Here is a 14,370-nt window from a genome sequence, read left to right on the forward strand (position 1 = left end):
CGGTCCCGCCCCTGTCGTGGGACCGACCACGGCGGACCCGCTGGTCAGACTTCGGCCTCAGGCCGGTCCGCCAGCGCTTCAAGATCCTCCAGCGCCCGTTCAGCCGCGCGGTCGAGCGTCGTCAGGACCCATTTCTCGAGTTCGATGCCGGAATGCTCCGCCGCTTCATGCCATCGTCGGAAACGATTGCCGGGAACCTCTAGGCGGCGAGTGGCGTTGGATTGTTCCTTACCACTCACCTCTTTCTCGCGCGAGCCTTGGATGGCCTTGCGTAACTGCTTGGTGGTCCAGTTCCGCTGCTCCGCGCTGTTGAGCCAATACTCCTGTTCATCCACCGTCAGTGAAGCCACCTCGGCGTGATGCTGGAAGCTCAGCCTGGCGCGCCGACGACCGAACTCGAAACGGCGGGCGACCCACGCATAGTTGCGCAGTGTCTGGTATTTCAGCCCGGCCGATCGAATGCCCCGTTCGTACCGGTCCGCGTAGTTGTCCTTCCCGTAAACGAGCCAGTCGCCCAGCCACCAAGCGGACGAGTCCACAACGCCGGCTAGGGTGCGGCCGGCCCGCTCCCAGGTTTCAAAATTCAGGCCGGACGGTATCTGCAGACCGACTCGTGTAGTCAATACCTCGTTTCCCTGCGGCGCGGTGTGCGCCGATCTCGAGTTTCCGCGTCCTGACGCCGAGGCTCTCGCGGACAGGGCGACACCGGGCGAGGTCATGTTACGGACAGCACTCATGATCTTTCCTCCCGTTGGCCATTGAATCGAGTCAACAAACGGTGCCGATACTCCTGCTCACGCAGTCGATGCGGACGGTCGAGGTCGGAGAAATTCTTAGTTGTCGAAGGCCACCGGCTCAACCGGAGCACCTGGCGGTCACCCCCTGACACACGGCGCCGCAGGGCCTTTCACTCGCGTTCCCTCACGCACATCCGGATGCGCTGATCCGGCCACATTGAGGCCGAGCCGCCAAGGCAGTCATCCCTCGGCGGGACGGACGCAAGTCAAACCCAGCGCGCACAGCAGCAGCAAGGAACACACTGCGACCCACCGGGACTTTGGAATGTTTATACGTCCCGCCAGGCTGAAGCGTCTGGTCATTCCTGCCGCGCTGAACAGACCCTTTTACCTTCGTGACGACCGATGCCGATGCGTGGCCGCCGCCACGGGCGACGTCCGACCGGGCGGGCGCGCACACCTGTCACTGCTGTCTCAAAGGAGCCGCTGGAAGATCGGTTCCCCTTGCACCTACACCTCTGGCTGCGGATGCTTGCCGAGGGTTCCGAAGCGACCTCTCGACACCGGAAGGGTGACGGAAGTGGGACAGGCATGGAGCGACTCTCCGCAGTTCAGGGCCGAAGTCGATCATTCCCACAGAGCCGCGCACACCGTCCCGCACCGGCTGCATGACACTCCAGCAAGATCAAAACTGTCATGACACAAATTTGTGTCATGACAGTCAGGGCAGCTATGCTGCTAATGTGCCGCATGATACGCAGTTGATCTTCGCCGATCACCTCGGCCGCTTTTACGCGCGCCAGTACGGCTTCCCTCCGATGGCCGGCCGCCTGCTCGGGTACCTCTTCGTCTGTGATCCGCCGCAGCAGACGATCGACGAGCTGAGCGAGGCTCTACTGGCCAGCCGAAGTGCCATCACCGGGGCGGTCAAGCTGCTGGAGGGCTACCAGATGGCACGCCGAACGCGGACCGCCGGCGAGCGCGTGGACCGGGTGAGCCTGAACCCGGTGAGCCAGCAACCCCAGCACTTCGACTCAGCCGTCCACAAGGAGCATGCAGAGCTGTTCCGCGAGGGCCTGGCCTTGCTGGCCGATGCCCCACCGGAGCGTCGAGCGCCATTGGAGGAAATGATCGCACTGGCCGAGTTCCTGGCCGCGCGCTTGCCCGCGCTCCTGAATGAGTGGCACAAACACCGCGACCAGCTTCGAGCACCGACGAGCCAGCCCGCGTCGCCTGAATAGGCGGGTCCTTGCGGGGGCACACCGGCCAGGGCCGACCGGCTCTGGGAGAGACCATGGGAGAGCGTCCGGCATGACCGACTCCGATCTGTCCGACCTGCGTGAACGAGCCGCGAAAGGCGACACCGCCGCGGCCGACGAGCTGATCGAACTCGCCACCGAGAACGGCGACATGAAAGAACTGCGCCGCCTCGCCGACCAAGGCAACAGCACAGCCACCGACCAACTCATCGAACTCGCCACCGAGAACGGCGACATGAAAGAACTGCGCCGCCTCGCCGACCAAGGCAACAGCACAGCCACCGACCAACTCATCGAACTCGCCACCGAGAACGGCGACATGAAAGAACTGCGCCGCCTCGCCGACCAGGGCAACAGCACAGCCACCGACCAGCTCATCGAACTCTCTTCCGAGTAGCCGTCCTTCGCCGGTTCCTCGAGCGAGAGGCAGACCAGGAAGGCAGCCTCCTCCCGGCCGCCGTACTTCCATGGCACTCTTCCGACCTCGCACATCCACTGGGCCGGGCGAGCCACGGTGACGGGCACGGTCTCGACCGCCGCGTGTCCCAGTGACTCCCGCGACCAACCACCGCCCGCTCAATGAGAAGCCGAAAGTTTCAGATTACGGGGGAAGTGTGGCGAAACACTGCGGACTTGAAACACTCGACGAAATCATCGGTGACCACGCACCAGCGGCTGATGGTGAGCACCTCAAAGAGTTCTGCTCACAGATCTTCCGTCACCTTTCGCGGGTCGACCAGCGCCGCTGCGCGCACGCCTACCTGGAGGCTCTTCTCGCCACTCCTGGTAAGAAGTCCATCCAGCGCCTGGCCCGCACAGTTTCCGCCTCCCCTGCAGCAGCCCAGTCATTGCGTCAGTTCGTCAACGCCAGCCCCTGGAGTTGGGAACCGGCCATGCACGAACTCGCCGCTTGGGCCGAAGGGCACGGCCCGGTCAACGCCTGGTCCATCGGTCGTGCCTTCCTGCCCAAGTGCGGGGAGCGCTCGGTCGGGGTGCACCGCCACTACGACCCATTCTCCAACCGCACCCTCAACTGCCAAGTGGGTTACGGGGCATTCCTGAACATCGGCGCCGCGTACATACCCGTGGCATGGGAGCTGTCGCTGCCCGGGCCATGGAACGACAGTCCCAAACTGCGTCAACGCTCCCGCGTTCCGGACACCGAACGCTATCGTCCGCCATGGGCCCACGTCCTCGGTCTGGTGGACACCCTAGCGGTCCGTCGGAAACCCGCGCCCATAGTGGCGGACCTGGACGACGAGCAGGACGTAGGACTTCTCGTCGACGGCCTCACCCAACGCGGTCACACCTTCGTCATCGCTGTGCCGCGCAATATGCCGGTGACCGTGGACGAGCGCCTCGGCACCCACCGAATGCGGCGCGCCGCAACGCAACTCGCTTCCCTGGGCGGTCCGTTGAAGACGCTGGCCCTCGCCACGCGGGGCGGCGGACGCCGCCTTGCCCACATCCTGTCCGTGCCGGTGCACCTGCAGGGGACGAAGTCCGGTGCAGCCCCGGACCGGCCGTATCAGCTCTTCACCGAGATGCGGGCGGACAACCGCCCCGGTCCTGTCTGGCTCACCAATCTTCCGCACCAGGGTCTGCCGATCGCCGTCAACCTGGCATCGCATGCGGCCGGCCCTGCGGTCGCCGTGACTGCAATGGCCCAGTGGTTCGGATTACTGGACTTCGAGGGACGCTCGTTTCCCGGCTGGCACCATCACATGTGCCTGGTCTCTTCCGCGTACGCCTACAGACGCCTCGGCCGATCGTCAGGTCAAAAACTCCACGTGCCCACCCCATGCCGGGAAACCACACCCGCCCCCTGCAGGATTCAGTAGCGCACGCCGTCGTCCTCCTGACATCCGCAGGCACACAGCGGAACGCGAGAAGCTTCTCCATACCACGTGTATGGGAGGGATGAGGGACGCGGTCGCGGCGGCAGGCGACGCGTCGTACGTCGACTCGTTGCCAGAACTCGCCGACATGAGGAGGCATCACCAGTCGCTCCTTCGCGTGTCTGAGCGCGCCCACGACCGGATGAGGAGAAGTCAGCCGCGTGAGAACCGGAATCACCGGGGCATCGCCCGTCGGCTTCCGGCTCCGTGAGTTGGGCCCCTCTGCGAGGTACAGCTCCCACACACCTGCCCCGATGCGGACCTTCTCGATGCGTTTGCCGGGAGGTTCCAGTCCGTGCCGCTTCGCACAACCGATGACCTTCCGCCACTTGGCGCCCTGGTCGTCATCGGCGACAGGACACGCTCCACGGTGAGAAGCCGCTCGACCAACTCGGTCGCCTCGGCTTGTCGCGCACGAGCGACGGGCCGCTCGGCGTGGGACACGGAGCTACGCCCGCGCCCGGCAGGTCCGCCGGATGCCGCCTGGTCGCCCCCTGCAGTCGACGTCGGCTCCCCAGGACAGGAAGTAGCGACCATCCTCGGTGGCCTCCACGATCGCTTCCCCATCCGCCCCGACTGATCCTCAACAACCCTCGATCACGCAATGCATATGCCGACCGCCAAGCCCCCGGCGCCCAGGCTGCGAGATTTTCCTCACCGGCCGCGAGCCCTGGGACTTTCCTGGGACTTCCGGCCGCATCAGCCAGTACGAGCGTGAAACAACCGAAAGAGCATTCATGCAGGTCAACGACCTGCGACAGCAAGACACCGCAGGCTACGGCGTTGGCTCGTCTCTTCCGGGACATCTGACCGCGCCATGAGCTGGTCGGTGTCCGCGTCGTCCGGCGGTCCGGAGTGCCGGACGGCAAGGAGCACATCCAGCGGGTCCGTCTGATCCGTTCCCTCATCCAACGCGTCGGCCCCCTCGCTTGCACTGCGGAAACCGATCTGTTTTCCTACCTGGAAACAGATCGGTTTCCTACCGGTGCTCGGGCACGACCAGCGACAGAGGGAAAAGATGACCACCACCTACGACCGTGGGGCGCCCGCCTCCGGGAAAACAGACCTTGGCCGCCGCGGCTCACACGCCGTGCGCTGGTGGGTGCTCGTCGTGCTGGGCGTGGCACAGCTCATGGTCACGCTCGACGCGACCGTCGTGAACATCGCGCTGCCCGCCGCGCAGCATGACCTCGGTTTCAGCGACGGCAGCCGGCAGTGGGTCATCACGGGTTACGCCCTGGCGTTCGGCAGCCTGCTCCTCCTCGGCGGCCGACTCGGTGACCTGTTCGGCCGGCGTACCACCTTCGTCATCGGCCTGATCGGTTTCGCGGCCGCTTCCGTCGCCGGCGGGGCGGCCGGCAGCTTCGAAATCCTTGTCGCGGCACGTGTGGCCCAGGGACTCTTCGCCGCGCTGCTCGCACCCGCGGCCCTCTCACTGCTCAGCGTGACCTTCACCCGACCGTCCGAGAGGGCGAAGGCTTTCGGCATCTTCAGCGCGCTGTCCGGTGCGGGCGGCGCGGTCGGGCTGCTGCTCGGCGGCATGCTCACCGAATGGGCGTCGTGGCGCTGGGTGATGTACGTGAACGTCGTCTTCGCGGCGGTCGCGCTGGTCGGCGCGCTGCTGCTGCTGGCCAAGCCCGCGGTCACCGAGCGGCCCAAGCTCGATATTCCGGGCACCGTCGTGGTGAGCGCCGCGCTGTTCGCCGTCGTCTACGGGTTCGCGCACGTCGAATCCACCAGTTGGACCAACCCGGTCACCCTCGGCTCCATGATCGTCGGCGTGGTGCTGCTCGCCGTGTTCGTGTGGCTGGAGTCCCGGGTCGCGCATCCGCTGCTGCCGCTGCGTCTCGTGCTGGACCGGACCCGGGGCGGTTCCTTCCTGGCCGTGTTCGTCGTGGGCATGGGGATGTTTTCGATCTTCCTGTTCCTGACCTATTACCTGGAGGCAAGCATCGGCTACTCGCCGATCAAGACCGGTCTGGCGTTCCTGCCGATGGTCGGGGGAATCGTTGCCGCGGCGACCACGGCGCCTTCGCTGCTGCTGCCCAGGGTCGGTCCGAAGATCGTGGTCTCCGCCAGCTTCCTGGTCGCCGCGACCGGTATGGCCCTGCTGAACCGGCTCGCCCTGGACAGCGGCTACGTCGCCGACATCATGCCCGGCATGATCCTGCTGGGTCTCGGCCTCGGCGGGGTGATGACCACCGCGTTCCAGGGTGCGACGGCAGGTGTGCACCACGAGGACACGGGCGTCGCCTCGGCGCTGATCAACACCAGCCAGCAGGTGGGCGGCTCGATCAGCACGGCCCTGCTGACCACCGTCGCCTCATCGGCCGCGACCGACTATCTGACCTCGCACAAGCCCGGCGCGCTGACCGTGGCGCAGGCCGGGGTCGAGGGCTACACGGCCACCCTGGCGTGGGGCGCCGGGTTCTTCGTGGTCGGTGCGGTGCTCGCAGCGTTCCTGGTACCGAACGCACCCCTGGCACCGTCGGAAGGCGAGCCCGTCATCGCCCACTGAGTAAACCGATCAGTTTTCATTTCTCCGGAACCGGGTTAACCTCGCGGTATGACCACCGAGGCGAAGTCAAGTTCAAGGGAGCGGCTGCTGGAGGCGGCGGCCAGGCTCACCTACCGGGATGGGGTCGGCATCGGTGTCGATGCGCTGTGCAAGGCGGCGAAGGTGTCGAAGCGTTCCATGTACCAGCTGTTCGAGAGCAAGGACGAACTGCTGGCAGCGAGCCTGGAGGAACGCGCCGCCGCCTTCGTCGCCGGGCTCCTGCCCGCGGCGGACGACGGCCGTCCACCCCGCGAGCGGATCCTGCACGTCTTCGAGCAGTTGGAGTCGCAGGCCGGCGCCCCCGAGTTCCTGGGCTGCCGGTATCTGACCGTTCAGGTCGAGCTCAAGGACCAGAGCCACCCTGCGAGCCGGGTGGCCCACCGGATCAAGGCGAACCTGACCGGGTTCTTCCGTTCCGAGGCCGAACAGGGTGGCGCGAGCGATCCCGATCTGCTGGCCCGGCAGCTGATCCTGGTCTTCGACGGCGCCAGCGCCCGCGCGGGGATCCAGGCCGACAACCTGACGGGGCTCATCGCACCCACGGTGACGACCCTGCTCGATACGGCAGGAGTGCGCTGACGCGACCTCACGGGGTCACGCCCTCGCCCCCAGCCGAATCCCGTCGGCCGTGGGCGTTGATGAGCATGCCGACGCGAGTGAGGCCGTTGTCTCGTCGACCTCGACCCCCTTTGCGGGGTGCGCCGCGATCAACCGCGTGCATGCGTTCACCATGGCGCGGAGGCCGGCTCGGCGACGTCCCCCTGCCCCGTCTGGAAAGCACGGGCCCGCTGGGGCCTCGTGGAGACGCCACGGAATGCCGACGGCCATGAGACGCAGCCCCGGATCGCTGCGCGTCACGGCAGCGCTCCGCGCCAACTTCGCCGAGAGTCCGCAGGCGGCGCCCCCGCCATCGTCGCCGAGGTGATCGCCGCGGCGGCGACCGACGCGAGGCCGAAGCCGCGCTGCATCGCCGGATCCCGGGCCGGACGCGCGAGCACGCCGCGACTTCACCATGACCCGCTGCTGACGTGCCTGCGAGTGCGCTGCGCTCGGTGACGGCGTCAGCCGACTGGCCGGCTGAGCTTGTGGATCTGCTCGTCGAAGGCCCCGGGGGGAAGGACACGGCGATCGGCGCCTCCCCAACGGTCCGATCGAGATCGTCGACACCGCCGTCCGACCAGGCCCTGCGCTGCCTCGCCGACGCCTTCCGGAGCAAGCCCAGAGCAAGCCCGGAGTATCGAAAGCAGCAGACCGGCAAGCCCCCAACCTTTCCCCCGATCGACGTCCCGTACACGAAGTGACAGGCCCCGGTCAAAGGCTTCCCAAGTGCCGTGACACTCCCTTCCACCCATGGTCGGGTCCCAACGAAGGCCGTACGTATGCCTGTTTGGGAGGACCTCGTGTCAGTACCGACCCGTAAGAGACGATGGCTCACGACCTGGGCCATCACCGCATCCGCCGCACTCGTCGCGATACCCGCAAGCGCCGCGTCCGGCCAGAGCAGCAGCCCCTTCGGCGCCCGCGCGCTCGCTCAACTCGCCGCCGAACGCGCGGACTCGGTGGGCGCCATGAGCCCCAAGGCGAAGGCCGAGGACGGCGACGGTGACGGCGACGACGGCAACGAGGCCGACGAGATAGCCGAGGGCGCGGACCAGTACGCCGAGGCGCGCACCTCCCCCGGCGTCGTCGCGCCGGGCGCCTACGGTGCCGCCTGGTCCAGCCTGACCAAACTGCCGAGCAGCGGCGGCAGTTGGCGCAACGTCACCGACCTGCCGTACAACTCCGACGACCCCCGCTACCGCGACATCGACTCCAACTCAAGCGGCGGCTCCGGCAACGTCACCGGCCGGATGGCCGCGATCGCCTCCGACGACGACGGGTACGTGTACGCGGGCAGTGCGGGCGGCGGCGTGTGGCGGTCCCGGTCCGGCGGTGGACACTGGCAGCCGATCAGCGACCGGCTGCCCGCACAGTCCACCGGAGCGCTCGCGCTCGACGGGACCGGCCGCCTGTGGCTGGGCACCGGCGAGGCGACGACCAACGCGGACGCCTACCTCGGCAGCGGTGTCTACGTCCTGTCCCACCCGCACCAAGGCACCTTCTCCACCCGCAGCCGGGTCGGCGGCGACGAACTGGAGTCCACCACCATCCACGAGCTGCGCTTCGGCGGCGGCAAGGTGTGGGCGGCGACCAGCGAGGGCGTGTGGAGCCACTCCACGAAGACGCTGAAGGGCGCCTGGAAGCTGGAGTTCGCGCCCAACCCCGATTATCTGCCCGGCCGTTCGGAGGCCGACGACCCCGACGCCCCGTACAAGAACATCGCCAACGACATCGCGATCGACCCGAAGGACCCGAGCAAGGTCGTTCTTGCGGTGGGCTGGCGCAGCGGTGACGACTACAACGGCTTCTACACCAAGGGCGCGGGCGGCGCCTGGACACGGATCACCAGCGGCCTGGGCGACCTGCCCGCCGACGCGGACGACGTCGGCAACGTCACCTTCGCCCGCTCCGCCGACGGCTCCCGCTACTACGCCATCGACCAGTCACCGGAGCAGCTGAACACCAACCCGGACAGCGGCCTGGAGGGCATCTACGTCTCCAAGTCCGGCTCCCCCACGGGCCCTTGGACGAAGATCGCCGACTATCAGGGCCTGGCCGCCGACGGCTCCGCGCTGACCACCAGCGGCTACATGCCGGGCGTGCAGGCCTGGTACAACCAGTTCCTGACGGTCGACCCGGCGAACGCGGAGCACGTGTACGCGGGTCTGGAGGAGGTCTACGAGACCAAGGACGGCGGCAGCACCTGGTCGACCGTGGGCCCGTACTGGAACTTCTCCTTCCCCTGCTGGAACATCGACCCGGCCAAGCAGACCGGTGACTGCAGCCAGACCACCCACTCCGACCAGCACGGCGTGGCGATCGGCAGCTACCACGGCAAGAGCTTCGTGTACGTCGGCAACGACGGCGGCGTCTACAAGCGGCCGGTCAACGGCTCCCAGGACTCCTCCGGGCACGCCACCGACTGGACCTCGCTGAACGACGGCACCATCGACACCCTGCAGTACTACTCGGTGGGCATCGGCAAGGACCTGGACCACGGCGGCGTCTCCGTCACCGGCGGCCTGCAGGACAACGGCCAGTCCGTCCTGCGCAGCAACGACAAGGTGATGGGCTCCAACTTCGGCGGGGACGGCGGCGACACGCTCACCGACCCGGCCAACGGGTGCAACATGGCCGAGGAGTACGTCTACCTCTCCATCCAGGTGACCCAGAACTGTGCCGTCAACGACGGGAGTTGGATCGACGACGCCGCCAAGGCCACGTCGTACAACGTCGCCCCGGCGGACAACGCAACCGGCGAGGCCCGCTTCATCGCCCCGCTCGCGGCCGACGCCAAGAACCCCTCGACCTGGATCGCGGGCGGCCGTCACGTGTGGGTGCAGACCCACGGCTACGCCATCCGCAGCGGCAGCGAGTGGACCAGCCTGTACGACCTCGGCGAAGGCCGCACCGCGACCGCCGTCGCCACCTCCGGCGGCAAGGTCTACGCGGCCTGGTGCGGGCCCTGCAACAACCAGGGCTTCGCCCGCGGAATCTCCGTCGGCAACACGGACGGCACCGGCTGGCACGACATCGCCCTGCCGGCCACCGGCGCGGACGGGACCGTACCCAACCGCTACCTCAGCGGCTTCGCCGTCGACCCGAAGAACGCCGACCACGTCTACCTCACGGTCAACGGCTTCTCCCGGCAGTGGACCGAGGGGCCGGGCGCGGGCGTGGGTCACGTCTTCGAGTCCAAGGACGGCGGTACCACCTGGAAGGACATCTCGAAGAACCTCCCCGACGTGCCGGCCGACTCCGCGGTCGTCACACCGAACGGTGGTCTCGCCGTGGGCACCGACCTCGGTGTCGTCTACCGGGCGCCGGGACGTACGACCTGGCAGCGCGTCGGCAACCTCCCGGCGGTCGCCGTGCTCCAGGTGAAGCTGAGCCCCGACGGCAGCACGCTGTACGCGGCCACCCACGGCCGCGGCATCTACGCGATCAAGGTGCGCGACTGCGGCTGACAGCGGCGTGACAGGGGGTGGCTCCGGCTTCCGGGGTCACCCCTGCTTCGGGTACGGCAGCACGTCGACATGCAGGGTGAAGGCGACCCGCGCCGCGCCCGCCACGTCCGGGGCCTTCGCCCGCGCGGTGATCGCGGCCGTACCGCCCCGGGTGCCCGCGCACCGCAGCGATGCGCGGGCCGTGCCGTCCGCGTCCACCCGCCATCCGGACGCCAGGACGAAGGCCGGCGCGGAACTGAGCACGGCCGTCCAACGCCTGTCGTCCGTCCGGGGCTCCAGCACCAGGGACACGACGGCTCCCGGCCGCAGGCACAGCCGCTGGACGACCGCGTCACCGGGGCTGACGAGGACCTCAGCGCGTCCGGAGACACAGCTCACGGACGAGGACGGAGACGAGGACGAGGACGATGATGGAGACGGGGACGGAACGGCGGACGCGCGCGTCGACGCACCCCCCGACGGCTCTGTCACACCGCCGCTTCCTCCCGAAGGCCCCGAAGGCCCCGAAGGCCCTCGCGCCGACGTCCCGCACGCCACCAGGACGGTCACCCCGGCCACCGCCCACACTCCGGCCCACCATCGCATTCCGGCACCTCCTGGCCCGCGTACGGACACCAGCATGCCTCGTCGACGCGGACCGGGGCCCGCGTGCCGTGCGAGTCGTATTCGTGATCGCGGGGAGTGCCGATGGCGGTGGGTGTTTCGTGCCGTGTGCCGGTCATCGGTCCGCCTCGGTCCCGCGGCCCGCGGTTCAGTGGAGGCAGGGCCTTTCGGCCAGTACCGGGCCGGAAAGCGCGGCTTCGCGCGAGGGTCCGGGGCGGTCCCGCCGGCGTTGATCGCCTATCTTGGCGCGTATGCAGTCCTACACGATCGGCCAGGCGGCGCGTCTGCTCGGAGTGAGCCCGGACACCGCGCGGCGGTGGGCGGACGCCGGCCGGGTGGCCACCCATCGGGACGAGACCGGGCGACGCCTCATCGACGGGAAGGACCTGGCCGCGTTCTCGGTGGAGTTGGCCAAGAGCGGCGGCGACGAGGAGACCTCGTACACCTCGGTCCGCAATGCCTTTCCCGGCATCGTCACGGCCGTGAAGCTGGGCGATGTCGCGGCCCAGGTGGAGATCCAGGCAGGCCCGCACCGGCTGGTGTCACTGCTGACGCGGGAGGCCGTGGAGGAACTCGGCCTGGAGGTCGGGGTGGAGGCCACGGCCCGCGTGAAGTCGACGAACGTGCACATCGACCGCGCCTGAGCGGGAGTCGTGCGGGGTCAGAGGGTGAGCAGTTCCTCGTGGAAGCCGCCGAACCGCCGTTCCGTGTCGACGAGATGGATCTCCAGGATCCAGTGGCATCGGCGTCCGGCTTTGTCCGTACGGCGCAGTGGGGTGCCGTTGGCGGGCGCGATGTACGACTCCACGTCGGCGCCGTCGATCCACTCGTGCGGGAACTCACCGACCAGGTGGCCCGCATGCCAACCGCCCAGTTCCCAGCCGGACTTGGCGGCCAGCCCCTCGATCTCGGCGTACAGCCGCGCGCCGGTGATGTCCGGATCGGCCTCGAAGCGGCTCCGGCCCTCGGCGAAGATCTTCGGCAGGTCGTCGCGGAGGCGGTGCTTGACCGGGTCGTCGCCGAGGACGAAGGTCCGGCCGAAGTCGGCCTCGTACTCCTCGAAGATCGGGCCGAAGTCGGCGAAGACGATGTCGTCCGTGCCGATCACCCGGTCCGGCGGGTTCTCCCGGTACGGCTCGAGCGTGTTCGGCCCGGAGCGCACGATCCGCTTGTGCCAGTGCCGCGTGGTGCCGAACAGCTCGTTCGCCAGATCCCGGATCCGGTCGCTGACCGCCCGCTCCCCCTCCCCCGGCGCCACCAGCCCGCGCTCCTCGATCTCCGCGAAGAGCCGAACGGCCTTCGCCTGAGCGTCCAGCAGCCTCGCTGCGCGCGTGGGTTCGTCGTCCGCCATGGAGGCGAACGTAATCACCGGGATCGTCCCCGGCAACGGAATTGCCGCATCCCGTACAAACGCACATGCCACCCTGACGAATCCTGTTCCAGGCTCATGCGATGCGACAGGATACTTTCACCTCGCATCTGCGCCAGTATCGTGGGTGGTGGAAGGTCCGCCAGGACCGCAGGTGAAGGTGTCCGTCAGGACCCAGAGGGAGTGGACCGTGATGACCCGTACCGCGCGCCGGAACCGCCGGACCCTGCAGGTGACCGGGGCAGGCGCCGCCGCGCTGCTGGCCCTCAGCGCCTGCTCGTCGTCCGGCTCGGGCTCCTCCTCCACGGCGTCGGACTCCTCCGCGGCCGCCTCGGACAAGCTCTCCGGCACGGTGACCGTCTTCGCCGCGGCCTCACTCGAGGAGAGCTTCACGATGCTGGGCGAGCAGTTCGAGCGGGCCCACCCCGGCACGAAGGTGACCTTCAGCTTCGGCGGCAGCGACTCACTGGCCGCGAGCATCACCGGTGGCGCCCCGGCGGACGTGTTCGCCTCGGCCAGCCCCAAGACGATGAAGATCGTCACGGACGCCGGGGACGCCTCCGGCACGCCCGTCACCTTCGTGCGCAACCAGCTGGAGATCGCCACCCTGCCCGGCAACCCGGACAAGGTCGCGTCGCTGAAGGACCTCACGAACCCGGACCTGAAGGTCGTGCTGTGCGACAAGGAGGTGCCCTGCGGCGCCGCCGCCCAGAAGGCCCTCGACGCGAGCAGGCTGAAGCTCACGCCGGTCTCCTACGAGCAGGACGTCAAGGCCGCGCTGACGAAGGTCGAGCTGAAGGAGGCCGACGCGGCCGTCGTCTACAAGACCGATGTGCACGCCGCGGGTGACAAGGTGGGGGGCGTGGAATTCCCCGAGTCCGCCGACGCCGTCAACGACTACCCGATCACCCTGCTCAAGGACGCGCAGCACACCGACACCGCCAAGGCGTTCATCGCCCTTGTGCGGTCCGCCGAGGGCCAGAAGGTCCTGACCGAGGCCGGGTTCCTGAAGCCGTGAGCCGCGCAGACCTGCCCGAGGCCACGGCCGAGACCCTCAAGGGCGGTCCGCGGCGCCGGCGTCTCCGGACGGGTGCGGTCGGCCGCGGTGTGCCGCTGCCGCTGCTCGTGCCGGCGCTGATCGGTCTGGCGTTCCTGATCGTGCCGCTGGTCGCGCTTCTTGTACGGGCGCCCTGGCGCAGCATGCCCGAGCAGCTGACCAGCGCCGATGTGTGGCAGGCGCTTCAGTTGTCCCTGGTCTGCGCCACGGCCGCCACCGCGGTGTGCCTCGTCCTCGGGGTTCCCCTGGCCTGGCTGCTGGCCCGCGTCGAGTTCCCCGGCCGCGGCCTGGTCCGGGCCCTGGTGACCCTGCCGCTCGTCCTGCCGCCGGTCGTCGGCGGTGTCGCTCTGCTCATGGCGCTGGGCCGCAACGGGGTCGTGGGCAAGTGGCTCGACTCCTGGTTCGGGATCACGCTCCCCTTCACCACGGCCGGCGTCGTGGTCGCCGAGGCGTTCGTCGCGATGCCGTTCCTCATCATCAGCGTGGAGGGCACCCTGCGGGCCGCCGACCCGCGGTACGAGGAGGCGGCGACGACCCTGGGCGCCTCCCGCTTCACCGCGTTCCGCCGGGTCACGCTGCCGCTGATCGCACCGGGCATCGCTGCGGGCGCGGTACTGGCCTGGGCGCGGGCGCTGGGCGAGTTCGGCGCGACGATCACTTTCGCGGGCAACTTCCCGGGCCGTACCCAGACCATGCCGCTCGCCGTCTACCTCGCCCTCCAGAGCGACCCGGAGGCGGCCATCGCCCTCAGCCTGGTCCTCCTGGCCGTGTCCGTGGCGGTGCTGGCGGGGCTGCGCGATCGTTGGATGACGGCGGGATGAGC

At 68.6% G+C, this 14,370-nt stretch carries 13 protein-coding genes; 9 read left to right on the plus strand and 4 right to left on the minus strand.

Annotated features, from left to right (window positions below; all coding sequences use genetic code 11):
- Window positions 1-44 precede the first annotated feature (44 nt).
- A complete protein-coding gene (locus M2157_RS13210) occupies window positions 45-737 on the minus strand; it encodes an LmbU family transcriptional regulator (protein WP_280865346.1) in 693 nt (230 codons plus the stop codon).
- Between the two features lie 761 nt (window positions 738-1,498).
- Between M2157_RS13210 and M2157_RS13215 the strand changes: the two genes are divergently transcribed.
- The 5 genes from M2157_RS13215 to M2157_RS13235 all read left to right on the plus strand — a co-directional run bounded on the left by M2157_RS13215 (window position 1,499) and on the right by M2157_RS13235 (window position 7,030).
- Window positions 1,499-1,978 (plus strand): hypothetical protein, encoded by a 480-nt coding sequence (locus M2157_RS13215; RefSeq protein WP_280862014.1) that lies wholly within the window; start codon window positions 1,499-1,501, stop codon window positions 1,976-1,978.
- Window positions 1,979-2,048: 70 nt separating this feature from the next.
- Window positions 2,049-2,393, plus strand: coding sequence for a hypothetical protein (locus tag M2157_RS13220; protein ID WP_280862015.1), 345 nt, complete (start codon window positions 2,049-2,051; stop codon window positions 2,391-2,393).
- A gap of 151 nt (window positions 2,394-2,544) precedes the next feature.
- Window positions 2,545-3,837, plus strand: coding sequence for a transposase (locus M2157_RS13225; RefSeq protein WP_280865347.1), 1,293 nt, complete (start codon window positions 2,545-2,547; stop codon window positions 3,835-3,837).
- A gap of 1,075 nt (window positions 3,838-4,912) precedes the next feature.
- Window positions 4,913-6,412, plus strand: coding sequence for an MFS transporter (locus tag M2157_RS13230; protein ID WP_280865348.1), 1,500 nt, complete (start codon window positions 4,913-4,915; stop codon window positions 6,410-6,412).
- A 48-nt stretch (window positions 6,413-6,460) separates the two neighbouring features.
- Entirely contained in the window at window positions 6,461-7,030 is a 570-nt protein-coding gene (locus tag M2157_RS13235) for a TetR/AcrR family transcriptional regulator (protein ID WP_280865349.1), read from the plus strand.
- A gap of 275 nt (window positions 7,031-7,305) precedes the next feature.
- Here M2157_RS13235 and M2157_RS13240 read toward each other — a convergent pair whose 3' ends face one another.
- On the minus strand, window positions 7,306-7,449 hold the full coding sequence (locus tag M2157_RS13240; protein ID WP_280865350.1) for a hypothetical protein: 144 nt from the start codon (window positions 7,447-7,449) through the stop codon (window positions 7,306-7,308).
- Between the two features lie 402 nt (window positions 7,450-7,851).
- Here M2157_RS13240 and M2157_RS13245 point away from each other — a divergent pair, with 402 nt between their 5' ends.
- The gene (locus M2157_RS13245; protein WP_280865351.1) at window positions 7,852-10,518 is read left to right on the plus strand and encodes a glycosyl hydrolase; all 2,667 of its coding nucleotides are present in this window, start codon (window positions 7,852-7,854) and stop codon (window positions 10,516-10,518) included.
- Between the two features lie 36 nt (window positions 10,519-10,554).
- Here the strand turns inward: M2157_RS13245 and M2157_RS13250 are convergent, their stop codons facing one another.
- Entirely contained in the window at window positions 10,555-10,896 is a 342-nt protein-coding gene (locus M2157_RS13250; protein ID WP_280862020.1) for an acetyl-CoA synthetase, read from the minus strand.
- A gap of 476 nt (window positions 10,897-11,372) precedes the next feature.
- Here M2157_RS13250 and M2157_RS13255 point away from each other — a divergent pair, with 476 nt between their 5' ends.
- Window positions 11,373-11,765 carry a helix-turn-helix transcriptional regulator gene (locus tag M2157_RS13255; protein ID WP_057611218.1) on the plus strand — a complete coding sequence of 131 codons (393 nt, stop codon included), beginning with the start codon at window positions 11,373-11,375 and terminating at the stop codon, window positions 11,763-11,765.
- 17 nt (window positions 11,766-11,782) lie between these two features.
- Here the strand turns inward: M2157_RS13255 and M2157_RS13260 are convergent, their stop codons facing one another.
- Window positions 11,783-12,472, minus strand: a complete 690-nt coding sequence (locus M2157_RS13260) for a M24 family metallopeptidase (RefSeq protein WP_280862021.1) — start codon at window positions 12,470-12,472, stop codon at window positions 11,783-11,785.
- A gap of 211 nt (window positions 12,473-12,683) precedes the next feature.
- Here M2157_RS13260 and modA point away from each other — a divergent pair, with 211 nt between their 5' ends.
- The gene (gene modA, locus M2157_RS13265; protein ID WP_280862022.1) at window positions 12,684-13,508 is read left to right on the plus strand and encodes a molybdate ABC transporter substrate-binding protein; all 825 of its coding nucleotides are present in this window, start codon (window positions 12,684-12,686) and stop codon (window positions 13,506-13,508) included.
- Window positions 13,505-14,368 (plus strand): molybdate ABC transporter permease subunit, encoded by an 864-nt coding sequence (modB, locus tag M2157_RS13270; RefSeq protein WP_280865352.1) that lies wholly within the window; start codon window positions 13,505-13,507, stop codon window positions 14,366-14,368. Before modA ends, modB begins: the two co-directional genes overlap by 4 nt.
- Window positions 14,369-14,370: the final 2 nt, after the last annotated feature.

The organism is Streptomyces sp. SAI-127, from assembly GCF_029894425.1.
Taxonomy (GTDB): Bacteria; Actinomycetota; Actinomycetes; order Streptomycetales; family Streptomycetaceae; genus Streptomyces.